Genomic DNA, 24,545 nt, shown 5'->3' on the forward strand with positions numbered 1-24,545 from the left:
TCGCTCAAACGCTGCAAAAAAGCCCCGTTGCAGGGGCTTTTGAACTGACTGACTAGGTACCGACGACGCCGCCATCCTTGCGCCGGATGACGACGGTGGCCGAGCGCGGCCGCCCGCCCGCCGGGCCGTCCGGCCAATGGCTCACCGCCTTCGGCTGGGCCGGGTCGCCGCGTTCGCTGGCGGTCTCGCCGGGGTGCTGGATGTTGATGAACACCGCGCGGCGGTCCGGCGTGAAGCTCACCCCGGTGATCTCGCAGCCTGCCGGGCCCGTCAAAAAGCGTTTGGTCTCGCCGGTCGCCGGATCGGCGCACAGCATCATGTTGTTGCCCATGCCCTGGTAGGCGCCCTTGTGCATGGCCGAGGTCGAAATGTCGGTCTGTATCCAGAGCAGGCCGCCGGCGTCGAACTGCAGGCCGTCGGGGCTGCCGTACATGTCGCCCTTGATGGTGCCGCGGTATTCGGTCTTGCCGGCATTCGGGTCGCCGGCCAGCGCAAAGTGCATCCAGCGGAACTCGGTGGCGCTGGCGTCGCCGTCGAGCCGGCTGACAGCGCTGTCCTGACGGCTCTTGCCTTCGCGCCAGCGGATGATGTGGCCCATGATGTTGTCATTGCGCGGGTTGGCCGCGTCGGCCATGCGGCCGTCCTTGCCGCGGTTGCTGTTGTTGGTCAGCGTGACAAACACCTCGCCGGTGTTGGGGTGCACCGCCACCCATTCGGGGCGGTCCATCTTGGTGGCACCCACCACGTCTGCCGCCTGGCGGCACTTCACCACCACGTCGGCCTGGCTGGCAAAGCCGGCGGCGGCATTCAGGCCGCCCTCGCCATGCACCAGCGGCAACCAGCGGCCATAACCCTGCTCGTCAAAACGTGCCACATACAGCGTGCCGTGGTCCAGAATGTCCTGGTTGGCGCGGTAACCGCCGGGTTTGACCTTGTCACGACTGACAAACTTGTAGATGTACTCAAACCGTTCGTCGTCGCCCATGTAAACCACCGCGCGGCCGTCGCGGCTCAAGGTTGTCGTTGCCCCTTCGTGTTTGATGCGGCCCAGCGCCGTGCGCTTGATCGGGGTCTGTGTCGGGTCCTGCGGATCGATTTCCACCACCCAGCCAAAGCGATGCGGCTCATTCGGGTGTTTGGCCGCGTCAAAACGCTCGTCAAACTCGTGCCAGCGGTAACCGAACCCCTTGGCGCGCAGGCCATAACGCGCCTCGTCCGGGTTCGGCTTGTCCTGCGCCGAGAAGTAACCGTTCCAGTTTTCCTCGCAGGTCAGGAAGGTGCCCCAGGGCGTCTGGCCGGCGGCGCAATTGTTCAGCGTGCCCAGCGGCCGCATGCCCTCGGGATCGGCCGATGTTTTCAGCAGCGCGTGTCCGGCGGCCGGGCCGCTGAACAGCATGGGTGTGTTGCCGGTGATGCGGCGCGCATAACGCGAGTTGGGCATCACGCGCCACACGCCGGCGCGTTCCACCACCTCGATCACGCTGACGCCGTGCGCCGCCTGCGACTTGCGTACTTTCTCGGCGGTCCAGGTCTTCATGCCGTCGCTGTGCAGCAGGCCGTCGTCGGTGTATTCGTGGTTGATGGCGAGCAGGCCATGGCGCGGGTTCCTGTCCAGCGGGAAATACTCCATGCCGTCGTGGTGCATGCCCGACTGCAGCAACTGCTCCTGCCAGCTGTTGGACGCATCGGCACTGAAGGCCGGCGCCGCCGATCCGGCCATGCCGGTCGCGTCACCCCAGCGGTAAAGCACCTGGGCTTCGTACTCGGGCGGCACCACCAGCGCGTCGGCACTGGACACCGGCACCCCGGTAAAACCCAGCGGTTTGCCTTTGGCCACCGTGGCGGCGCTGGCCGTGAGGGTGTGCGAGCCCATCAGCAACGCCACCGCGGCCGTCGTGCAACGCAGCACATGGCGGCGCTCGCCGTCTACTTCATGAATGAAGGGATTGGACGTCGTGTTGACGCCTTCACCCTGCTCGTAATCCTTGCCGAAACCCTGTCCCATGATCCACTCTCCATCGTGTATTTGACTGATGCGGTGATTCTGGAAGCGCGTGGTGACGTGTTCATGTCGGTTTGATGGCAGTTTGATGACAGCCGGCACCGGCTTTGGGCCCCTTCCAGCCATCGACCAACTGCGAAACCGGACATTCGAAAACTACGGTCGCCGATTCAACTGCTGCCGTTCTAACGACGTTCTGAACTGACTTTTTGCTGCTGAGAACAGTGGCTGCAGCCTATGCTCAGGACTGCGCCTGCTTGATGAACAGCTCCCATAGGAACTCAGCGGCTCCCTCCTGGGACAGGTGGTCGTCGCGGCCACCACCCCAGGCCATCCCCATCGCCTTGAAGTGAAGAGACTGGTCACCGGGCTCTGGGATCAGCATTTCGTTGTATGAACCAAGCGAGGCCGACAAGTCGTATGAGAACGCGACTCCCTTGCTGTGCCCGAGCGAATCGAGCCGAACCGAACACTCTGCAATCTTCCTCCCGCTGCGGTATAGGACGGTCGCCATGCGGCGAGAGTCGATGCGGTCGAACGTGCCAGTGACGTCTGGATTGCGTTCGCCAATGGCCTGGACCGAGCCCTCGAAGAACCTGCAGATGAAGTCGAAGCCCAAGCGCAAGAAATCGTCCGCATCCTTCTCCGTAAACTCCTGCTTGAGGCGCAGGTTGCTCGACCGAGGAAGACTCGATGCGCCAGTGGACCGCCCCGACACACCGGGGCTGGCCTTTGCAGGCTTCGCGGCCGCTGCTCCCGTCGCCTCGACAGCCTGACGAACCTGCCTTGCCACGTCGGCAAGCGCCTCATCACGGTCGGGCCATGAGGCGACGGGCTTGCCATCGCGAGGGGCGGCCAAGAGCTTGCCGAAGGGAGCCCTGCTCCAGTCGCAGTGGCGCAAGATGACCGGGATAACCCGCGCCTGTCCGGCGTGATGACGCTCCATGGCTCGTGCCATTTCTCGCGAATAACAGTAGGCCGAGTTGATAAAGTCCGAACTCACGAGCAGCAAGATGATGTCCGCCGTCTCGAGCTGGCAGAAGATGGCGTCATCGACCTCGTCCCCGGCAAAGATCCGACGGTCATGCCATGCTTTGACCAGACCCTCGTGCTTGAGCAAGGCGAGGTGAGCTTCGAGTTCGTTGCGAAGGACCTCGTCCTTGTGGCTGTACGAGAAAAAGATGGTTGCCATACGTTCGCCAATCCAGCGGTAAATGCCTTGTGTTAGATGCGCCCAAGCATTCGAGCGATAAATCCGACCATGCTGCCGGCGGGCGTGTAAATCGCAAGCGTGACGAGGCCCACCACCGTGACCAACCGGCAACCCACGATGCGGAGGTCACGGGACACGAGCGCGTTGCGGCGCTCGCGGTCATCCTTGAACTCGCAGTACGGGTCGTCAGCCGAGGCGCGGCTTGGCACACCCCTTCCGTAGTTCGAGCTTGGGTTTTGCGCCATGGCGCCTCCGACAAGTGAAGATTACAGAACCGAAAAGTATGCAAGAATGATACACTATTTTATGTGTATGTAAATAGGTACAATAAAATGCAAGCAACCCGTACGCCCGTACCCTACCTAGCCTTTGGCGAACTTCTGATTCGACTTCGCGTTGCCGCGGGGTACACCAAGCAGCAAGAGCTGGCGACCGCTCTTGGTGTCACCCAGCAGTCGGTGAGCCGTTGGGAGAAGGGACTTGCGCGCCCGCGGTCGAACGACATCCCGGCGCTGGAGCGGCTGGTGCGGGCCAAGGACAACGAACTCCTAGTGGCCGCCGGGTACCAAGCGGCACCGGCGGCCACTCGCGCCGAGACCGCCACCTCGCATGACCGGCCTCTGCCGCTTTCTGCCCTGCCGCCGGAGACGTTTGAGAGCTTCTGCGCCGCCCTCTTACACCGGATGTACCAGCCCAGCGGAGGCACGGTGCATCGCTATGGGGGCACAGGTCACAAGCAGCACGGCATCGACATCTTCGCCACCGGCCCCTTCGGCACCCACTCGTTTCAGTGCAAGCGCGTCAATGAGTTCGGCGCCCAGAAGGTCCATACCGCGGTGGCCGAGCAGACCTACTCCGCAGACCTCAAGGTGCTTCTGTTGTCCAGCGTTGCTAGCCCAAGTTCTCGCGATGCGATGGCAGCGCACGCTGGCTGGGAGTTGTGGGACCGAGAGGACATCACCCGACGGCTTCACGACCTGCCGTTGGTCGACCGCCTGGACTTGGTCGACCGTTACTTCAGTGGCCAGCGCCTCGACCTGCTTGGCATTGAGGAGCCCGGCCCTATCCAGAGTCCTGAGGACTTCTTCAAGCCGTTTCTGGTTTCCGACCGCTTCTTCAACCACTCCTGGGCGCTCGTCGGTCGCGCCGAGGAAGTCTCACAGGTTGTTGACTGCGTCCAAGACGAGTCTGTCGTTCTAACGTGTCTCGTCGGTGCACCCGGGTCTGGCAAGAGTCGCGTTCTACGTGGAGTGATCCAACGGCTTGCGCAGAGCACTCCCCTGCATGTTCGGTTTGTGTCGCCAACCGAAGAGGTCAAGGCCCACCATCTAGATAGGCTGCGCGACAGCCGAGGCGCCGTGACGCTACTCGTCGTCGATGATGCGCACGAACGCGAAGACCTTGGCATCCTCCTCAGGTATGCGGCCGTTCCCGAGAACCGCACGCGATTACTCTTATCGCTTCGCCCCTATGGGAAAGAGGCGCTGCGGCTGCAGGCTGCCGACGTAAGCCTCTCTGGGCCTTCGGTCCGATTTGCTGACATGCGTCCGCAGACTCGGGAGCAAGCTCAAGCACTGGCCGAATCCGTCCTCGCCGAATGCAAGGCGCCTCCAGCAGCGGCTGTCGAGATCGCGCGCGCAACGTACACCACGCCGCTTGTCACTGTCTTGGCAGCGCAGTTGGTCGCACGCAATGGTGTGTCCCTCGCGCTTCTTGGCAATGCAGAGGAGTTCCGTACCTATGTGCTGAGAAGCCTTCAGGACGTCATCACCGTTGCCTTGGTTACAGGGCAAGACGTTCCAAGGCTGAGGGCAATCCTGCGCGTAATCGCACTTCTTCAACCCATCATTCCGGACGACCCAGGCCTGCTCAACATCCTGTTGAAAACCGAAGGGATAGAGCAGCCGGACGCCAGTCGCCTGATGCGACTTCTTGGAGAGTCCGGCGTCCTGTTCAAGCGTGGGCTTCGCTCTAGGCTCGCTCCAGACCTGTTGGCCGATGAAATCATTCGCTCGAACTACCTCAACGCGGATGGCGTAGCCAACGAGCGCGTCACCCAAGTCTTCGACCTCGCCGGCGCGGACCACCTGAAAAACTTGTTCGTCAATCTCGGCCGTCTGGACTGGCGCCTGCGCGAGGGCAAGACAGATGACAGCGCGCTACTGACCAGTCTTGGCCCCAAGCTGCGTTGGGGTGAGCGGTACAGCAATCCCCACGTGGAGGCAGTCGAGGCCGTTGCGTACTACCAGCCCAGATTTGCGCTGGACTTCGCAAAGCGGCTCATCGCCGAGGGGCATGGGGACAACTCTTCTGTGTGCAACATGGTGCGCTACGCGGCATACACCTATGACCACGTCCAAGAAGCATGTCAGTTGCTGTGGACTGCGGGACGCAACGACGCCCGCGCGCTTCACCAGCAGCCCAGCCACGGCATCCGAATCCTCAAGGAACTGGCCGGATTTCAGTTGAACAAGCCAATCGAGTACGTGCGCGAGGTCGTTAGCTTCGCGCTCGCCCTTCTGGAAAGGCCCGCCTCGCTAACTTCGACCTATACGCCCTTCTCCATTCTGGAAGGAGCGCTGCGCACTGAGATGGAGACGATGAGTTCCTCTCGCTCGACCATGACCATTACCCGCTACCAACTGCCGTTGGAATGGGCCCAAAAAGTCAGGGACGACGTAACTGGTGCATTGCTCACGTACTTGCGGGAGGGGCCTCCCCGACGAGCGTTTCTCTCGGCGCAGACGATGGCCCAGGCCCTGCGGGGGCCTATGCGCGGCGACACGCCCGACCATGCTTGGAAGCGACAGCAAGTAAAACTATTGCGAGAACTCAAGGTTGTTCTGAACGAAGTTCACGTGTCGCCCGTCGTCCTAGTTCGGCTCGCGCAGTCCATCTCCTGGCATGCGTTTCACGGCTGGCCGGAGACCTCAGTTGAGGCTCAAGCCATCTTGGCCTTGTTGAACAGAGACCTTCGGACCCGACTCACACGCGCACTCGTAGACGGCTGGGGGACGGAGACGTGGAAGCTAAGCGAGGCTCTCGAACGCGAAGAACACGTGAAGGACCGTCAACTCCTCACGGTAGACCTCATTGCCGCGTTCCCTGAGTCAAGCCGCCTGTTGGACGAACTGCATGCCTCTTTGGAGGAAACTGCCACCGTCGCACACGACGGATATGGGTCGTCGTTCCTTCTCGTGAATCATCTACTCGCTTCGGTACAGGGCCTTGCTACCGAACTTCTCTTGAGGAACAACGAGGGCCGAGCCGGTCGCCTCGACCAGTACGTAGGCGCGGCACTGAGCGCGGTCGTTGAGGCCGGCGACTCCAGTCTCGTGAACGAATACGTCATCCGCTCGGAGGGGTCCGCCAAGGTGTTGGCGCAGCTCGCTGAGGCGTACCTGAGGTTCGAGTCCTCCCGACCCTACACGCCGCAAGAAGTGGAGCTGTTCAAGCGCATCTTTGAGTCGAAGGACCCGACCGTTCTGATGGTCGCGTCGAACCTTACTCGCCAGGTGGCCAGCAGAAGTCCAGCGCTGGCCGTCGAGCTCATTTGTTTGGCGGACTTTGAGGTCAACGCGCGCGCAACTCACGACATGTTCATGTGGCTCTCCGGCGACAAGGCCATTCCGGAGGCTGACGTCGCGAGCAAGCAGAACGAGTTGCTGAGGAAGCTAGTTGTGCTGAAGGAGCTAGACGACTACTGGATCCGTGCGTTCCTCGCAGCATCAATCAAGAAGGACCCAGTCTCGGTCGTCGCGCTGGTTATGGCAAGACTCGTGGAAGCGAAACGACGAAACGATTGGTCTTTTGAGCCGCTGAGCAAGGAGCACAACGGAGAGGGCCTTGGCCTGATGGAAGTCGAGGCCGGGCCACGGCTACTGCGGGACTTCCTCGACTGGGCCCTCGAAGAGTCGAAGGACATTCCGAGCGCACGGCGCGTTGGCGAGGCAGTCTCCGGCCTTTGCGGAGACTACGGTCAAGCTCTGCTCGACCTTCTGCTCGATTGGATGTCCTCGGGCACGCAAGCCCATGCCACGCTGGTTGCCAGAGTGCTGCAGGATAGTCGGCCAGCTCTCATCTATGAACATTCGAAGTTCATCCGGGATATCCTCAACGCGGCCGAACTCGTTGGCGAGGAAGCTCTGGATGAGATTCGCTCGGCAATCGCCGCGGCAACACACTCCGGAGTTCGTGGAGGAACTCCCGGGGAGCCGTTCCCGGAGGACCTCCGGATGGAACAGCACTGCGAGCAGATGTTGGCGTCGCTTAGCCGAGCCGAACCAGCGTTCGACCTATACGACGGACTGCTCAAGGACGCTCGCTATGCGATAGCGCGTCAGCGCAAGTCAAAGGAAGCTCTTGAGGAAGAAGATGACTAACCGAGAGCCGAGCCGATGGCACCGCTTGGCCGCCAGGTATCGCCGTGCAAGAAGCGTCGCCGCGAGAGCGTCCGCTTTGAGGTGGGCATGCGAAAGACCGTTCATGACCGAAAGCAGCTATCGCAGCTAACTATCGACAAGTTCTCATTGCCGCGGCTCGTCGCTGTAGCCAAAGACTTCAGAGAAAAGTGCGCGGCCATTCGCTACCAGTTCAATAGCAGCATGCGCCCATCCCCAATGGGCCAGAGGCCTATTTGATTCATATAACTCACAGGCTCCGCTGATTCACCCTTTTTGACAGCGCCTCGGCGCTCTCCCGGCGCTCGCTGTACCTGTCCACCAGGTAGGGAGCCACATCGCATGTGACCAGCGTGAACGTCACGAGTCAGCTCTTCCAACACATCGACCACCCATGCAGTCGTCATGCGCAGCAGCAAGCCCTGCCCGCGCACCGATCAGGCGCTATGCCCGTGTCCAGGGCCTGGAGATCTCCATCCGCTCAACGAATGCTGTCGATGGAAAACTTTTTCTCGTTCACCTGCGGCGTGATCAGGGCGTAGCCGCGGTTTTGCCAGTGCATGAGCTCGGTGATGGCCGACGGCGTTACCTCCACAAAATCCTGCATGTCGCTGGCGCTGTACTGGTAGTCCTGCAGCGCCAGGCCGCAGACCTTGAACTTCACGCCCATCTCGGCGTAGTAGCGCATGCGTTGCACCACCTCGGTGTACTTGGCTTCGTTCTTTCGCGCCAGCGTCACGATCTCGGTGCCGTGCAGCAAGACGATGATGCTCATGTCTTCGGAAAACATGCTGTAGGGCGCTTCGGTCAGCGGATTGACCAAGCTGCGCAACCAGTACAGCGCCGACGCGAGTTTGGCCGGATCGTCGAGATAGATGTCCACGAGCGCCTTGGGGTTCTGGTAAGGCGTCTGTATGAATTTCGCCTGCGCCATGACGGGCGTGCTGGCCAAGCCGCACAGCAGGGCTGCCGTTGCGCACAGGCCGGCAAGCAGGCCGCGGGGGGTGGGTTGTCGCAAAGCATTCTCCTAGGGACTGGAAATCTGGATCTGTCGCCTGCCTCTCAGGCTGGTCAGTCAGTTCAGTTTAATGCCGCCGAGCCGGCCGCTTGGCGCAAGGCCAGGGATGCCGGGACCTGCGTGCCATGCCGGCGGGATGTCGCGCTCGCAGCCCTCCCGCAAAGGGCCAGAAACCAATCTTGCGTGTAAAACTCACAAGCCCCGCTGATTCACCCGCAAGGACAACGCCTCCGCACTCTCCTTGCGCTCGCTGTACCGGTCCACCAGATAAGGCGACACATCCCGCGTCAGCAAGGTGAACTTCACCAGTTCCTCCATCACATCAACCACCCGGTCGTAAAACGCCGAGGGCTTCATGCGCCCGGCTTCGTCGAACTCCAGAAACGCCTTGGCCACCGACGACTGATTCGGAATCGTCAGCATGCGCATCCAGCGCCCCAGCACGCGCAGCTGGTTCACGGCGTTGAAAGACTGCGAGCCGCCGCTGACCTGCATCACGGCCAGGGTTTTGCCCTGGGTCGGCCGCACCGCGCCGTCGGCCAGCGGAATCCAGTCGATCTGCGACTTCATGATGCCGGTCATGGCGCCGTGCCGTTCGGGCGATGTCCAGACCATGCCCTCGGCCCACTGCGCGAGTTGCCGCAGCTCTTGCACCTTGGGGTGAGTGTCGGGCGCGTCGTCGGGCAGCGGCAGACCGCTCGGGTCAAAGGTTTTGGTTTCGGCGCCCATGGCCTGCAGCAGACAGGCGGCTTCTTCGCTGAGCAGGCGGCTGTAGGAGCGCTCGCGCACCGAGCCATACAGCAGCAGGATGCGCGGCGCATGCGCGGACGGCCGAAACGCCTGCAGTGCGCTTGTCGTGGGCAGCGCGAACAGGGTTGGATCGAGGTTGGGCAGGTCGTCAAGCACCGGCAACACGTTCTCCTTTGTCATTGATGAGCTGTTCGCCGTCTTCCTTGGTGAAGGCGCCGCGCTGCGGCGCAGGCAGGATGTCGAGCACCGCTTCGGACGGCCGGCACAGGCGCGTGCCCAGGGGCGTCACAACGATGGGGCGGTTGATCAGGATCGGGTGGGCCAACATGGCGTCCAGCAGCTGCTCGTCGGTCAGCGCCGGGTTGTCGAGCTGAAGTTCGGCGTAGTGCTTTTCCTTGCTGCGGATCAGCGCACGCACCGGCTGCCCGGTCCGGGCCACCAGCGCGACCAGGGTTTCGCGGCTGGGCGGGTACTGGAGGTACTCGATGACTTCGGGTTCGGCCCCGCTGTTGCGGATCAGCGCCAGCGTGTTGCGCGAGGTGCCGCACTGGGGGTTGTGGTAAATCGTGATGTCGGCCATATCCTTTTTCCTTGTTTGATTGCTTCAATGATTGCCTCAATTCAATTGTTCAATTATATTTGAACTATGGAAATAAAAACCTTTGACGAAGTTGCGGCGGTTCGCGCGCTGGCCGCGCTGGCCCAGGCCCAGCGCCTGCGCACCTTCCGCGCCCTGGTGGTGGCCGGCCCCGACGGGCTGACACCGGGGGCCATCGCCGAACTGCTGGAAGTTGCACCCAGCGCCTTGTCTTTCCACCTGAAAGAACTCGCGCATTCCGGCCTGGTCAGCAGCGAGCCGCGTGGCCGCAACCTGATTTACCGCGCCAACTTCGAGCAGATGACAGCCCTGCTGGGCTACCTGACCGAACACTGTTGCCAGGGCGAAAGCTGCGGCGTGAACTGCTGACCATGAACCTTGCCGAGACCCTCAATCTGGGTTGCCTGTGCCGCACCCTGAACCCCGAGCGCCTGCGCCAGCAGTTGGAAACCGACCCCAGCCTGCAAGGCATGCTGGCCGCTCTAGCCACCACCCACCCGCACCTGTTCTCCGAGACGGCGGTGTTTCTGGACCCGGCCATCCGCGCGACGCTGGGCCAGGCGATTGCCGCCATCGAAGGCGTGATCGCCCTGCCCGCCTACCAGCAAGCGGCGCTGGCCCAGGCGCCCGACATTGCCCGCCATGATTTCGGCCCCGCCGGCGTGTTCATGGCCTATGACTTTCACCTGGGCGCCGATGGCCCGCGCCTGATCGAAATCAACACCAACGCCGGTGGCGCGCTGCTCAACGCCGCGCTGGCACGTGCGCACCGCGACTGCTGCGAACCCATGCAGGGACTGATGGATGCGGCCAGCGACCTGACGCGGCTGGATGAAACCTTTGTCGCCATGTTCCGCGCCGAGTGGCAGGCCCAGCGCGGCGCGCAGCCGCTGCGCAGCGTGCTGATCACCGACGATGCGCCGGAGGCGCAATACCTCGCGCCTGAATTCACGCTTGCACGGCAGTTGTTCCTCGCGCACGGCATCACGGCCGCCGTGGGCGACGCGCGTGAGTTGCAATGGAGAGACGGCGCGCTGTGGCACCCCGCCCTGCCTGCGGGCTTGGCGGTGGACCTGGTCTACAACCGCCTGACCGATTTCAGCCTGGCCGAACCCAGCCACGCCGCCCTGCGCAGCGCCTATGTGGCTGGCGCGGCCGTGGTGACGCCGCACCCGCGCGCGCACGCACTGTTTGCCGACAAACGCAACCTCATCACGCTGGGCAACGATGCGCTGCTGGCCTCCTGGGGCGTGTCGGCTGAAGACCGGCGCCTACTACAGGCTGTGGTTCCGCACACGGAGCTGGTCAGCGCCGACCATGCCGACGACCTCTGGGCGCGCCGCCGCCAGCTCTTCTTCAAACCGGTGGCGGGTTACGGCGCCAAGGCCGCCTACCGCGGCGACAAACTCACACGTGGTGTGTGGAGCAACATCCTGGCCGGTGGCTTTATCGCCCAGTCGCTGGTGCCGCCCAGTGAACGCCTGGTCGATGTCGATGGCGTGCCCACCCGGCTGAAGCTGGACATACGCGCCTACACCTACCGCGGCCAGGTGCAGCTGCTGGCGGCGCGCACCTACACCGGCCAGACCACTAACTTCCGCACCGCCGGGGGCGGCTTTTCGCCGGTGGTGGTGCTGCCTCTTGAGCCCAACACTGTTCGCCTGACCGTTCGCCCTGAGCTTGTCGAAGGGGCGTCTCAAAGCCAAGAGGCTTCGCCCCTTCGACAAGCTCAGGACAGGCCAAGCTCAGCCCGAACGGACTTGTAGCGCCTACCTGAGCAGCCTGGCCCTTTGGTCCGTTTCATCAAAAATCCAAACCCACACCATCGCCCCGGAGAACCTTCATGTCTGAGCGACCCGTCAACGTCCTGTTTTTATGCACCCACAATTCGGCCCGCAGCATCCTGGCCGAGGCCACGCTCAACCACATCGGCAAGGGGCGCTTCAAGGCTTTCTCGGCAGGCAGCAGCCCACGCGACAACCAGCAGCCCAACCCGCTGGGCCTGCAGGCGCTCAAGAACGCAGGCATTTCAACCGAAGGCCTGCGCAGCAAGAGCTGGGACGAGTTTGCCGCGGCTGATGCACCGCACATGGATCTGGTGATCACCGTCTGCGACAACGCCGCCGGCGAGGTCTGCCCCTACTGGCCCGGCCAGCCGGCCACCGCGCACTGGGGTTACGCCGATCCGTCGGAGGTCGAGGGTGATGAGGCCAAAAAAAGCGAGGCCTTCCGCCAGACCCTGCTGGCCATACGCCGCCGCATCGATCTGCTGATCAACCTGCCGCCCGAAAAACTGGAACGGGCCATGGTGCAGCAAACAGCGCGGGACCTGTCCCGCTCCTGAAGTCCTTTGCCTGAAGCCTCCCAGCCCCCACACAAAAAAAGCGAAACAACATGCTAGTCGCCCTGCTGATCTTTGCCGCCACCCTTGTTCTTGTGATCTGGCAGCCGCGCGGCCTCGGCATCGGCTGGAGCGCCTCGCTGGGCGCCGTGGCGGCGCTGCTGGCGGGTGTGGTGCAACTCGCCGACATCGCGACGGTCTGGCACATCGTCTGGAACGCGACCGCCACCTTCATCGCCGTGATCATCATCAGCCTGCTGCTCGACGAAGCCGGTTTTTTTGAATGGGCGGCGCTGCATGTGGCGCGCTGGGGCGGCGGCCGCGGCAAGAGGCTGTTCGCATTGATCATCCTGCTGGGCGCCGCGGTCGCGGCGCTGTTTGCCAACGACGGTGCGGCGCTGATCCTTACGCCCATCGTCATGGCCATGCTGGTGGCGCTGGGCTTCACGCCGGCGGCCACACTCGCCTTTGTGATGGCGGCCGGTTTTATTGCCGACGTGGCCAGCTTGCCGCTGGTGGTCTCCAACCTGGTCAACATCGTGTCGGCCGACTTCTTCAACATCGGCTTCAACGACTATGCCGCCGTGATGATTCCAGTAAATGTTGTCGCGGTGGCGTCCGCGCTGGCCATGCTGCTGCTTTACTTTGGCAAGAGCATTCCTGCGCACTATGACGCAACCCAGCTCCAACAGCCGAATGCGGCGATTCGGGATGCTGCCACCTTCCGCATGGGCTGGGTGGTGCTGGCGCTGCTGCTGGTCGGCTTCTTCGGCCTGGAGCCGCTGGGCGTGCCGGTCAGCGCGACGGCCGCCGCCGGGGCGCTGCTGCTGCTGGGCGTGGCGGCGCGCGGCCACATCATCAGCACACGCAAGGTGCTGCGCGAGGCGCCCTGGCAGATTGTGGTGTTCTCGCTGGGCATGTACCTGGTGGTGTACGGTTTGCGCAACCAGGGCCTGACCGCTTCCATCACCCGCCTGCTCGATTATTTTGCCGAAGGCGGCATCTGGGGCGCGGCGCTGGGCACCGGCCTGCTGACCGCGCTGCTGTCCTCGGTGATGAACAACATGCCGACGGTGCTGGTCGGCGCGCTCTCCATCGATGCCACCCACGCAACCGGCGTTGTCAGGGACGCGATGATTTATGCCAATGTGATCGGCAGCGACCTCGGTCCTAAAATCACGCCCATCGGCTCATTGGCAACCCTGCTGTGGCTGCATGTGCTGGAACGCAAGGGCATGAAAATCACCTGGGGCTACTACTTCAGGGTCGGCATCGTGCTGACCGTGCCGGTGCTGCTGCTCACGCTGGCCGCGCTGGCCCTTCGCCTGGGTTTGAGCGCATGACCGTTTCACACCCGGCGCATCCCTCGGCATCTGCTGCCGGCGGCTGATGCGCCCCTCTCGTACCCTCACCGTCGCCAGCCTGGGCGTTGCCCAGACACTGGCCTGGGCGTCCAGCTACTACCTGCCGGCCATGCTGGCGAACTCGATGGCGCGCGACCTCGGCGTCGGCACGCCGACGGTGTTTCTCGGGTTTTCGCTGGCACTGGTGGTGTCTGCCCTGCTCGGCCCCTTCGCCGGCAAGGCGATTGACCGGTATGGCGGCCGGCCGGTGCTGGCCGCCACGAGTTTCATCTTTGCGGCCGGGCTGGCAGCCCTGGCCTTCGCGCAGGGGCCGGTCGGTCTGTTTGTGGCTTGGGCCATCCTAGGCGTGGCCATGGCCGCCGGCCTGTACGAAGCCGCCTTTGCCACACTGGTCCACCTGTACGGCAAGGACGCGCGCGGTGCCATCACCGGCATCACGCTGCTGGCCGGTTTTGCCAGCACCGTGGGCTGGCCGCTGTCGGCCTGGCTGGAACTCGAATGGGGCTGGCGCGTCGCCTGCGGGGTGTGGGCCGGCCTGCACCTGCTGGTGGCGCTGCCGCTGAACTGGATGTTGCCTTCGACGCCTGCATCGCCTGCCTCACCCCTATCGCCGGTATCGCCGGCCGCGCACGCCGTGCCGATGGTGCGGGCAACGACAGCCACCGCGCCCGCGCCTGAACGAGAACCTGCGCAGAGCTCGGCATACACGGCGGCGCTGCTGGCCTTTGTGTTTGCCGTGACCTGGTTCATCAGCACCGCCATGGCTGCACACCTGCCGCGCCTGCTGCAGGTCCACGGCGTGCCGCTGGCCACCGCGCTGGTGTTTGCCGGGCTGGTCGGCCCGGCGCAGGTGGCCGGTCGGCTGCTGGAGTACGGACTGCTGCGCAACATCCACCCGCTGGTTTCGGCACGCGTCGCCGGGGCCATGCACACGCTGGGTGCCCTGGTGTTCCTGTTTGTCGGTGTGCCGGCCGGGGCCGTGTTCACCGTGCTGCACGGTGCCGGCAACGGTGTGCTGACGATTGCCAAGGGCACGCTGCCGCTGGTGCTGTTCGGCGCGAAGGACTATGGCGCGCGCCAGGGCCTGCTGATGGTGCCGGCGCGCTTTGCGCAGGCCCTGTCGCCCTGGCTGTTTGGCCTGGCGATTGACCGCTTTGGCGCGGGCGCGCTGTGGTTCTCCGCCGCGCTGGGCGGTCTGGGCCTGGCGGCCCTGATGCTGCTGCAAGGCCCGCGCGGGACACAGGTCCGGCCCGCCTGATTCAGCGCGCCCTCAGGCCAGCCACTTCTGCAGAAACTGCGCCTGACCCATGGCCGGGTCGAGTTGGTAGCCGGCAAAACCCACACGCTCGTACAGCCGGATGGCGGGCGCATTGCCCTGCAGCACTTCCAGCGTCAGCTTGCAGGCACCACGTTCACGCGCGATGGCCTCGACCTCGGCCAGCATCAACTCGCCGACACGCCGGCCGCGGTGGCTGGCCAGCACCACCACGTCGTGCACATTGACCAGCGGGCGGCAGGCGAAGGTTGAAAAACCCTCGATGCAGTTGACCAACCCGACCGGCTGGGTACCGTCGAAGGCCAGCACGCTGAAAGCCTGGGGCCGCGCGGCCAGTTCCGCCACCAGGTGGGTTCTGGCGAACTCGCTCAGGGGCTGGCCGCCGCCGGCCGGGTCCCGCGCGTAGGCGTCAAGCAGGAAAACCAGCGCGTCGGCATGTGCGGGGTCGCGGTAGTCAGCGCGGCTGATGCGCAGGCCGGAAGCGGCGATATTGGTCATGGGGACGTGCCCTGTGGAAAAGTGGATGCGGTGATTCTAAGCAGCGGGCCCGCGCCCCGACCGCAACGCCCTCTCCGAAGTTACACAGCAAAACGGCCTCCAGCCCAGACAGGCAAATCGCCAACAGCTATCAAAAACAGAGCAATGTGCGCTGACAGACAGTCGCCGCCGAGACTTTGCGCCGTGGCGGACGCCGGGCCGCCGCTCTTTACCGGACATTTACGCAGCCCTTTCCGGCGCTACACCTGCCTGCGAAGCCTTGCAGTGATAATTCTTTGGCGAGCTGAAAAAATACACGCTGGCAGCGCCAGGGCGCCGCTGGTGACAACACCCATCAAACACAAAAAAGTGCCGCGCCAGACCGCTGGTGCGGTGGGCAACAAGGACAGCTGATGGACCCGAAATCTGAGGCGCCGACCGCCGGCCCCGAGACCCTCCCCCGCAAACGCCTGAGCCGCCGCGCCATCCTGATTGGCAGCGCCATCGCGGTGATCGCGCTGGCCGGCACCGGCTGGCTCGCCTGGCACCTGACCCATCCCGCCGCAGACAGCAGCAGCACCGCCCCCGGCGGCGGCGCCCGCCGCGGCCCGCCGCCCACCACGGTCGGCGTCGCCACCGCCGAACGGGCCAGCATTCCCATCCTTCTGGACGCCCTGGGCACGGTCACACCGCAAGCCACGGTCAAGGTGCGCCCGCAGGTCTCCGGCGTGCTGCAGAAAGTGCTGTTCAAGGAAGGCCAGATGCTGCGCGCCGGCGAACTCATGGCCACCATCGACCCGCGCCAGTTTGAACTCGCCCTGCAGCAGGCCAGCGGCCAGCGCCAGCGCGACGAGGCCCAGCTTGACAGCGCACGTGTCACGCTGCAGCGTTTCAGGACCCTGCTGGCGCAGGACTCGATCGCCCGCCAGGAGGTTGACTCCCAGGCCGCGCTGGTCAAGCAGCTCGAGGGCACGGTCGTGATCGACAAGGCCAACGAAGGCGCGGCCCGCCTGAACCTGAGCTACACCCGGGTGGTCGCGCCGGTCAGCGGCCGCGTCGGCCTGCGCGCCGTGGACGTCGGCAATGTGGTGAGTCCCAGCGATGCCAATGGCATTGCCCTGATCACCCAGGTCACCCCGATTGACGTGGTGTTTTCCATTCCGCAGGACCAGGTCGGCGAATTGCAGCAGGCCGTCAGCGCCGGCACCGCAATGAAGGTCACCGCGCTCGACCGCACCCGCTCGGGCACGCTGGACACCGGCGTGTTTGCCTCGCTCGACAACCAGATCGACACCACCACCGGCACGGTCAAGGCCAAGGCGCGTTTTGCCAACAGCCAGCTCACGCTGTTTCCCAGCCAGTTCGTCAATGTGCAGCTGCTGGTCCGCACCATCGACAACGCGGTGGTGGTGCCGGTCACCGCCGTGCGCCTGGGCAGCAGGGGCGACTATGTGTATGTGCTCAATGCGGCCGAGCGCACCGTGAGCCTGCGACCGGTCAAACGCGGACCGGCCACGGTGGACAAAATCGTGATCGCCTCCGGCCTGCAGGTGGGCGAACGCGTCATCACCGAGGGCGCCGACCGGCTCAAGGACGGCGCGCGCGTGGTGCTGCCGGGCGATGCCCCGGGCGGCGGCGGGCGTGCCGCGGGTGCGCGCCGGCCCCAGGGCGCGGCGTCGGCCCCGCGCGGCGACGCCAGTGCGCCCGCCGGCGCGGCCATGCCGCAAGCCAGCGCCTCTGCACCGGCAGGCACTCCCGCTGTGGCAGCGCAAACGCCGGCCGCAGCGGCCGCTGCGGGCACCCCGCCTTCCGCGCAGCAGCGCCAGCGTTTTCTCGACCAGGTGAAGGACGACCCGGAGGCGCTGGCCCGTCGCCAGGCCCTGCTTGCGCAAATCGACCGCGGCGACCCGGCCGCACTGGCACGCTGGCAGCAGATCATGGAACGTCGGCGCCAGGGCGCCCAGGCGCCGGCGCAATGACAGCCCCCAGGCGACTGCCCGCATGAGCCCGTCGAGTCCTTTCATCCAGCGGCCGGTCGCCACCGCGCTGCTGATGGTGGCCATCGTTCTGGCCGGCCTGGTCGGTTTCAAGTTTTTGCCGCTATCGGCCCTGCCGCAGGTGGACTACCCGACCATCCAGGTCCAGACGCTGTACCCCGGCGCCAGCCCAGAGGTCATGGCGCAGACCGTGACGGCGCCGCTGGAGCGCCAGTTCGGCCAGATGGCCGGGCTGCAGCGCCTGAGTTCGACCAGCGCAGCCGGCGTCTCCATCGTCACCTTGCAGTTCGGTCTGGGCTTGGGCCTGGACGTGGCCGAGCAGCAGGTGCAGGCGGCCATCAATGCCGGCGGCTCGCTGCTGCCGGCCGACCTGCCGGCGCCGCCGGTGTATGCCAAGGTCAACCCCGCCGACGCGCCAGTGCTCACGCTGGCGATCACCTCCGACAGCCTGCCGCTCACGGAAGTGCAGAACATCGTCAACACCCGCCTCGCGCTCAAGATCAGCCAGGTCAGCGGCGTGGGTCTGGTCTCGCTCAGCGGCGGCCAGCGGCCCGCCGTGCGCATCCAGGCGGACACGCGCGCGCTGGCCTCCTACGGTCTCGGGCTCGATTCGTTGCGCACGGCGATTGCGGCGGCCAATGCCAACGGCGCCAAGGGCAGCATCGACGGGCCGACACGTTCGTATTCCATCAACTCCAACGACCAGCTGCTGGCAGCAAGCGAGTACAAAAACCTGGTCATCGCCTTTCGCAACGGCGCGGCGGTGCGTGTTGCCGATGTGGCGCAGGTGGTTGACAGCGCTGAAAACGTCAAGCTCGGCGCCTGGTCGGGCCTGAAACCGGCCATCATCCTGAACGTGCAGCGCCAACCCGGCGCCAACGTGATTGCCACCGTGGACGCCATCAAGGCACGCCTGCCCGAGCTGCAGGCCGGCCTGCCGACAGCCATGAAGGTCGATGTGCTGAGCGACCGCACCACCGGCATACGCGCCTCGGTGCTGCATGTCGAGATCGAGCTGCTGCTGGCCGTGGTCATGGTGGTGCTGGTGATTTTTGCGTTTCTGCGCAACCTCCGCGCCACCGTGATTGCCAGCCTGGCGGTGCCGATTTCACTGATCGGCACCTGCGGCGCCATGTATTTGCTGGGCTACAGCCTGAACAACCTGAGCCTGATGGCACTCACCATTGCCACCGGTTTTGTGGTGGACGACGCCATCGTCATGATAGAAAACATCTCGCGCTACATCGAAAAAGGCGAGGCCCCGATGGCCGCCGCGCTCAAGGGCGCGCAGCAGATCGGCTTCACCATCATCTCGCTGACGGTTTCGCTGATCGCCGTGCTGATCCCGCTGCTCTTCATGGGCGACGTGGTCGGCCGGCTGTTTCGCGAGTTCGCGGTCACGCTGGCCATCACCATCCTGATCTCGGCGGTGGTGTCGCTAACGCTGGTGCCCATGATGTCGGCCAGATGGCTCAAGCATGAACCGGACACCGGCGGCAGCCCGACCGGCGCGAAACTGCAGCAATTTTTTGACGGCGTGATCACGCGTTACGACGGCTGGCTCAGCTGGGTGCTGCGGCACCAGGGCGCCACCCTGCTGGTGGCACTGGCCACTCTGGTGCTCACCGTGTTGCTGTATGTGTTGATTCCCAAGGGCCTGTTCCCGACGCAGGACACGGGCCAGTTGCAGGCCCGCATCGAGACCTCCCAGTCCGTCTCGTATGCGCGCATGGCCGAGTTGCAGCAGGCCGCGGCCAAAGCCATCCTGGAAGACCCCGATGTGGACACCCTGAGTTCCTTCATCGGCGTGGACGCGGCCAACAACACCATGCTGCACACCGGCCGCATGCTGATCAACCTCAAGCGCACGCGCAGCACCAGCCAGCAGGAAACCATGGACCGGCTGCAACGCCGGGCCGGCGCGGTGGCCGGCGTCACCATGTACCTGCAGCCCACGCAGGACCTGACCATCGACGCCGAAACCGGCCCGACGCAATTCCGCGTCTCGCTGGAGGGTTCGGACACGGCCACGGTGGCGCTGTGGGCCAACAAGCTGGCGCAGCAAATGCAGGCGTTGCCGGCGCTGCGCAACATCGCCTCGGACGCCGGCGCCACCGGCACCTCGGCCTACATCTCGGTGGACCGCGACACCGCCTCGCGCGTCGGCGTGACGACCTCGGCGATCGACGACGCGTTGTACAGCGCTTTTGGCCAGCGTATCGTCTCGACGATTTTCACCGAGACCAACCAGTACCGCGTGATCCTCGAGGCCCTGCCCGACCCCCTGATGACCGCGGCCTCGCTGGGCAACCTGCCGCTCAAGACCGGCTCGGGCGTCACCACCCCGCTGGCCAGCATCGCCACCATCACCGAGCAGCCGGCACCGCTGCAGATCACCCGCGTGGCCCAGTACCCGGCCACCACGCTGGGCTTCGACACGGCACCGGGTGTGTCCCTCGGCAAGGCGGTGGGCGAGGTCAAACAGGCAGCGCAGGACATCGCCCTGCCCGCCAGCGTGACCCTGACCTTCCTGGGCGCGGCGGGTGCCTACCAGACCTCGCTGTCCAGCCAGTTGTGGCTGATCCTGGCGGCGCTGATCTGCGTCTACATCGTGCTCGGCGTGCTGTATGAAAGTTATATCCACCCGCTGACGATTCTCTCGACCCTGCCTTCGGCCGGCGTCGGCGCGCTGCTGATGCTGATGATCAGCGGCTCCGACCTCGGGGTGATCGGCATCATCGGCATCATCCTCCTGATCGGCATCGTGAAAAAGAACGCGATCATGATGATCGACTTCGCCATCGACGCCGAGCGCAGCGAAGGCAAGTCGCCGCAGGAAGCGATTCACCAGGCAGCACTGCTGCGCTTCCGGCCGATTCTCATGACCACCCTGGCCGCCCTGTTTGCCGCGGTACCGCTGATGCTGGGCTGGGGCGAAGGGGCCGAGTTGCGACGGCCGCTGGGCCTGGCCATCTTCGGCGGGCTCATCGTCAGCCAGGTGCTCACGCTGTTCACGACGCCGGTTATTTATCTGGCGTTTGACAGGATGGGGCAGAGGTTTGGGCGGAGGGCTTCGGTGTGAAACCCTCCTGCGTTCGGGCCGGACTTGTTGAAGCCTTCTGTGCTTCGGCGGTTCGTGGTTTGCCTGCAAGCCGGGGGTTGCCCGGCGGCAACTCACTTTTCTTTTGCGCCGCCAAAAGAAAAGTAAGCAAAAGAAAAGGCGACCCTACTGTCTGCGACCCCTGCGCTACGCTCCGGGGCAACCTGCGGTGCTCGGTCCAGCCGGGGCCGGGCTCGAACTCGCTTCGCTCAGACAATCGCCCGTCCTTATCCGTCTGGACCTCCGCTCCTCGGCGCAGCCAGAAGGGGCGTGGGGACAGGATCGGAAGCGGAGCCGGATTCGGGACCGGAATCGGGCTCCGGCGAGGACGCGCAAAGCGCGTCCTCGCCTCCCCGCACCAGCACCCGAACCCGAACCCGAATTTATTCCCCCACCCGTTAGGCTGGACCGAGGAGCGCAGGCAAAAGCGGATCAGGGCTCGCGATTGTCTGAGCCGAAGGCGAGTTCGAGCGAGACCCCGCTTTTGCCGAGCACCGCAGGTTGCCCGCAGCGAAGCGCAGGGACCCAGACTGTCGGGTCGCCTTTTCTTTGGTGACTTACTTTTGGCGACGCAAAAGAAAGTTACTTGCCGCCGGGCAACCCCCGGCTTGCTGGCGAACCACCGCCCGTGGAATCAAGAGACGGCTTCGACAGGCTCAGCCCGAACGGTTGAAAGGGCAACCCTCGGCCATCAAACATTGCCATCACTACCAAAACTGCTTCAACGCGCAAGCGCCCTGCCGGCAACACGGGGAGCCGGCAAGTGAACCTCTCCGAACCCTTCGTCCGCCGCCCGGTAGCCACGGTGCTACTGACGATAGGCCTGGCCCTGGCCGGCATAGGTGCGTTCTTCGTGCTGCCGGTGTCGCCACTGCCGCAGGTGGACTTCCCGACGATTTCGGTCAGCGCGTCGCTGCCGGGTGCCAGCCCCTCGACCATGGCCAGCAGTGTGGCGACGCCTCTGGAGCGGCGGCTGGGCACAATTGCGGGTGTCAACGAAATGACGTCCAGCAGCGGCACGGGCTCGACCCGCATCAGCCTGCAGTTCGACCTGAACCGCAAGATCGACGCCGCGGCGCGCGAAGTGCAGGCCGCCATCAACGCCTCGCGCGTGGACCTGCCCGCCACGCTGCGCAGCAACCCGACCTACCGCAAGGCGAACCCGGCCGCGGCGCCGGTCATCATCCTGGCGCTGACCTCCAAAACCCGGTCGCCGGGCCAGATCTACGACGAAGTTTCCAACCTGGTGCAGCAGAAAATCGCCCAGGTTCCGGGCGTCGGCGACGTCGAGCTCGGCGGCGGCTCGCTGCCGGCCGTGCGGGTGGACCTGCTGCCGTTTGCGCTGAACCGCTACGGCGTCAGCATGGAAGACGTGCGCGCCGCCCTGCAGGCGTCCAACGCCAACCGGCCCAAGGGGGCGATTGAAGGCAACGGCCAGCGCCTGCAGATCTACTCGGGCGCCAGCACGGCCAGCGGTGGGCGCAAGGCGGCTGACTACCGCGACCTGGTGGTGGCCTGGCGCAACAATGCGGCGATCCGCCTGCGCGACGTGGCCGAGGTGGTGGACGGAGTGGAGAACATCAACACCTTGGGCCTGTTCAATGGCGAGCCGGCCGTGATCGTGCTGGTCACGCGCCAGCCCGATGCCAACGTGATTGCCACGGTGGACGGCGTGCGCGCCCTGCTGCCCGAGCTGCAGGCCCAGTTGCCGCAGGATGTGGTGCTGCAAGTCGCGTCGGACCGCACCAACTCGATACGCGCCTCGCTCAAGGAGATCGAAATCACGCTGCTGATCTCGATTGCGCTGGTGGTGCTGGTGGTCAGCGCCTTTCTGCGCAGCGCGCGCGCCACCGTGATTCCGGCCGTGGCCACCGTGGTCTCGCTGCTCGGCACCTTCGGCGTGATGTATTTCCTCGGTTTCAGCCTGAACAACCTGAGCCTGATGGCGCTGACGGTGGCCACCGGTTTTGTGGTGGACGACGCCATCGTGGTGCTGGAAAACACCAGCCGCCACATCGAGGCCGGCATGGACCGTTTCAAGGCCGCGCTGCTGGGCGCGCGCGAGGTGGGCTTTACCGTGCTGTCCATCAGCCTGTCGCTGGTGGCGGTGTTCATCCCGCTGCTCTTCATGGGCGGCCAAACCGGCCGGCTGTTCCGCGAGTTTGCGGTGACGCTGTCGGCGGCGGTGCTGATCTCGCTGCTGATCTCGCTGACCACCACCCCCATGATGTGCGCCTGGCTGCTCAAGCCCGACGCACACACGACGCCGCCCGGGCGGGTGGCGCGCTGGTTCGAGGCGGCGTTCAGGCGCCTGCACCGCGGCTACGAGATCAGCCTGGACTGGGCGCTGGCCAGCCGGGTGATCGTGATGCTGAGCCTGCTGGCCGTCATTGCGCTCAATGTCTACCTGTTCGTCGCCATCCCCAAGGGCTACTTTCCGCAGCAGGACACCGGGCAGATCAGCGGCGGCATACGCGCGGACCGCAGCATTTCCTTCCAAGCCATGCAGAGCAAGCTCAAGGCGCTGGTGGACATCATCCGCGCCGACCCGGCGGTCGATACCGTGGTCGGTTTTACCGGCGGCTCGCGCGCCGGCGGCGGCTTCATGTTCATCAACCTCAAGCCGGTGAGCCAGCGCACGGACAAGGGCCAGGCGGTGATCGCGCGGCTGCGCCCGCAGTTGGCGCAGATCACCGGCATCACCCTGTTTCTGAACCCGGTGCAGGACCTGCGCGGTGGTGGGCGGGCCAGCAACTCCACCTACCAGTACACCCTCAAGAGCGACAACGCCGCCGACCTGAAGGTCTGGGCGACACGCCTGGCCGAGCAGATGAAACTGCAACCGGCGCTGACCGACGTGGACACCGACCAGCAGGAAAACGGCGTGGAGACCATGGTCACCGTGGACAAGGACAGCGCAGCGCGGCTGGGCATCAGTTCGCGGGATGTGGACAACGCGCTGTACAACGGCTTCGGCCAGCGCCAGGTCGCCACCATTTATGCCGACCTGAACCAGTACAAGGTCATCATGGGCGTGGCGCCGCGTTACATCCAGAGCCCGGAATCGTTGAAGGACATTTATGTTCCCGCACGCGGCGGCAGCGGCACAACACTCGCCGCGGCCGCCCCGGCCACCAGTACCAGCGTGGTCAACCCGGCGCTGCGCGATCCCTCCTCGGGCCAGGCGCTGAGCGCTGCGGTCACCACCATGGTGCCGCTCTCGGCGATTGCGAGCTTCAGCGAAAACCCGACGGCTGCATCGATCAGCCACGAAGACGGCGAACTCTCCACCACCGTGTCTTTCAACCTCGCCGAGGGCATCCCGCTCAGCCAGGCCCAGGACGCCGTCAAACAGGCCGAGGCCGAGATCCGCCTGCCCAACAACGTGCGCGGCAGTTTTTCAGGGACAGCACTCAGCGCCCAGCAATCGCAAAACGAGCAGCCGCTGCTGATCCTGGCGGCGCTGATCGTGATCTACATCGTGCTCGGCATCCTGTACGAAAGCCTGGTCCACCCGATCACGGTGCTGTCCACCCTGCCCTCGGCCGGCGTGGGCGCGGTGCTCGCGCTGATGCTGTTCAAGATGGAGTTTTCCATCATCGCGCTGATCGGTGTCTTTCTGCTGATCGGCATCGTCAAGAAAAATGCCATCCTGATCATCGACTTCGCGATCGAGGCCGAGCGCTCGCGCGGCCTGTCGGCCGTCGATGCGGTGCGCGAGGCCTGCCTGCTGCGCTTCCGGCCCATCCTGATGACCACGCTGGCCGCCATCCTGGGCGCGCTGCCGCTGGCCATCGGTTTTGGCGAAGGTGCCGAGCTGCGCCGACCGCTGGGCATCTCCATCATCGGCGGCCTGATTGCCAGCCAGCTGCTCACGCTGCTGACCACGCCGGTGGTCTATATCCTGCTCGACAAGCTGCGCCGCCGCAGCCCGTCCGAGCGCCACCTGAGCCGTCATCCCGATGATGCCAGCGCGCCACCGCCCGGTGTGCCGCTGCAACTGCAATGA

Annotated in this window: 16 protein-coding genes and 1 pseudogene; 9 read left to right on the forward strand and 8 right to left on the reverse strand. The window is 64.8% G+C overall.

Going from position 1 to position 24,545, the window contains the following annotated elements:
• Positions 1 to 52: 52 nt before the first annotated feature.
• From B7G52_RS02190 to B7G52_RS02200, 3 genes are all read right to left on the reverse strand, one after another.
• The gene (locus B7G52_RS02190) at positions 53 to 2,005 is read right to left on the reverse strand and encodes a PhoX family phosphatase (protein WP_096695891.1); all 1,953 of its coding nucleotides are present in this window, start codon (positions 2,003 to 2,005) and stop codon (positions 53 to 55) included.
• 238 nt (positions 2,006 to 2,243) lie between these two features.
• Entirely contained in the window at positions 2,244 to 3,194 is a 951-nt protein-coding gene (locus B7G52_RS02195; protein ID WP_096695893.1) for a toll/interleukin-1 receptor domain-containing protein, read from the reverse strand.
• A 32-nt stretch (positions 3,195 to 3,226) separates the two neighbouring features.
• The gene (locus B7G52_RS02200) at positions 3,227 to 3,460 is read right to left on the reverse strand and encodes a hypothetical protein (protein WP_141397372.1); all 234 of its coding nucleotides are present in this window, start codon (positions 3,458 to 3,460) and stop codon (positions 3,227 to 3,229) included.
• Between the two features lie 87 nt (positions 3,461 to 3,547).
• On the opposite strand from B7G52_RS02200, the gene B7G52_RS02205 reads away from it, so the two are divergent.
• Complete coding sequence (locus B7G52_RS02205; RefSeq protein ID WP_096695897.1) at positions 3,548 to 7,597, forward strand: helix-turn-helix domain-containing protein; 4,050 nt, start codon at positions 3,548 to 3,550, stop codon at positions 7,595 to 7,597.
• A gap of 268 nt (positions 7,598 to 7,865) precedes the next feature.
• Here B7G52_RS02205 and B7G52_RS23935 read toward each other — a convergent pair.
• The 4 genes and pseudogenes from B7G52_RS23935 to arsC all read right to left on the reverse strand — a co-directional run.
• Positions 7,866 to 7,982, reverse strand: a pseudogene (locus B7G52_RS23935) (arsenical resistance protein ArsH); the annotation flags it as partial.
• A gap of 114 nt (positions 7,983 to 8,096) precedes the next feature.
• A complete protein-coding gene (locus tag B7G52_RS02220) occupies positions 8,097 to 8,633 on the reverse strand; it encodes a DsrE family protein (protein WP_205853017.1) in 537 nt (178 codons plus the stop codon).
• A gap of 192 nt (positions 8,634 to 8,825) precedes the next feature.
• Positions 8,826 to 9,563, reverse strand: coding sequence for an arsenical resistance protein ArsH (gene arsH, locus B7G52_RS02225; protein ID WP_141397373.1), 738 nt, complete (start codon positions 9,561 to 9,563; stop codon positions 8,826 to 8,828).
• The gene (gene arsC / locus B7G52_RS02230; RefSeq protein WP_096695903.1) at positions 9,532 to 9,963 is read right to left on the reverse strand and encodes an arsenate reductase (glutaredoxin); all 432 of its coding nucleotides are present in this window, start codon (positions 9,961 to 9,963) and stop codon (positions 9,532 to 9,534) included. Before arsC ends, arsH begins: the two co-directional genes overlap by 32 nt.
• A 66-nt stretch (positions 9,964 to 10,029) precedes the next feature.
• On the opposite strand from arsC, the gene B7G52_RS02235 reads away from it, so the two are divergent.
• The 5 genes from B7G52_RS02235 to B7G52_RS02255 all read left to right on the forward strand — a co-directional run bounded on the left by B7G52_RS02235 (position 10,030) and on the right by B7G52_RS02255 (position 14,944).
• Positions 10,030 to 10,350: a helix-turn-helix transcriptional regulator gene (locus B7G52_RS02235; protein ID WP_096695905.1), complete on the forward strand. Its 321-nt coding sequence runs from the start codon at positions 10,030 to 10,032 to the stop codon at positions 10,348 to 10,350.
• A gap of 2 nt (positions 10,351 to 10,352) precedes the next feature.
• A complete protein-coding gene (locus B7G52_RS02240) occupies positions 10,353 to 11,747 on the forward strand; it encodes a hypothetical protein (RefSeq protein ID WP_240523288.1) in 1,395 nt (464 codons plus the stop codon).
• 77 nt (positions 11,748 to 11,824) lie between these two features.
• A complete protein-coding gene (locus B7G52_RS02245; protein ID WP_096695907.1) occupies positions 11,825 to 12,325 on the forward strand; it encodes an arsenate reductase ArsC in 501 nt (166 codons plus the stop codon).
• A gap of 50 nt (positions 12,326 to 12,375) precedes the next feature.
• A complete protein-coding gene (locus B7G52_RS02250) occupies positions 12,376 to 13,665 on the forward strand; it encodes an arsenic transporter (protein WP_096695908.1) in 1,290 nt (429 codons plus the stop codon).
• Between the two features lie 46 nt (positions 13,666 to 13,711).
• Entirely contained in the window at positions 13,712 to 14,944 is a 1,233-nt protein-coding gene (locus B7G52_RS02255; protein WP_170954656.1) for an MFS transporter, read from the forward strand.
• A gap of 12 nt (positions 14,945 to 14,956) precedes the next feature.
• Here B7G52_RS02255 and B7G52_RS02260 read toward each other — a convergent pair whose 3' ends face one another.
• Positions 14,957 to 15,460, reverse strand: a complete 504-nt coding sequence (locus B7G52_RS02260; RefSeq protein ID WP_096695911.1) for a GNAT family N-acetyltransferase — start codon at positions 15,458 to 15,460, stop codon at positions 14,957 to 14,959.
• Between the two features lie 392 nt (positions 15,461 to 15,852).
• On the opposite strand from B7G52_RS02260, the gene B7G52_RS02265 reads away from it, so the two are divergent.
• The 3 genes from B7G52_RS02265 to B7G52_RS02275 all read left to right on the forward strand — a co-directional run bounded on the left by B7G52_RS02265 (position 15,853) and on the right by B7G52_RS02275 (position 24,545).
• The gene (locus tag B7G52_RS02265; protein ID WP_096695913.1) at positions 15,853 to 17,418 is read left to right on the forward strand and encodes an efflux RND transporter periplasmic adaptor subunit; all 1,566 of its coding nucleotides are present in this window, start codon (positions 15,853 to 15,855) and stop codon (positions 17,416 to 17,418) included.
• A 22-nt stretch (positions 17,419 to 17,440) separates the two neighbouring features.
• On the forward strand, positions 17,441 to 20,518 hold the full coding sequence (locus tag B7G52_RS02270) for an efflux RND transporter permease subunit (RefSeq protein WP_096695914.1): 3,078 nt from the start codon (positions 17,441 to 17,443) through the stop codon (positions 20,516 to 20,518).
• Between the two features lie 781 nt (positions 20,519 to 21,299).
• A complete protein-coding gene (locus B7G52_RS02275) occupies positions 21,300 to 24,545 on the forward strand; it encodes an efflux RND transporter permease subunit (protein ID WP_096695916.1) in 3,246 nt (1,081 codons plus the stop codon).

This window comes from Polaromonas sp. AER18D-145, from assembly GCF_002379095.1.
Lineage (GTDB): Bacteria > Pseudomonadota > Gammaproteobacteria > Burkholderiales > Burkholderiaceae_C > Polaromonas.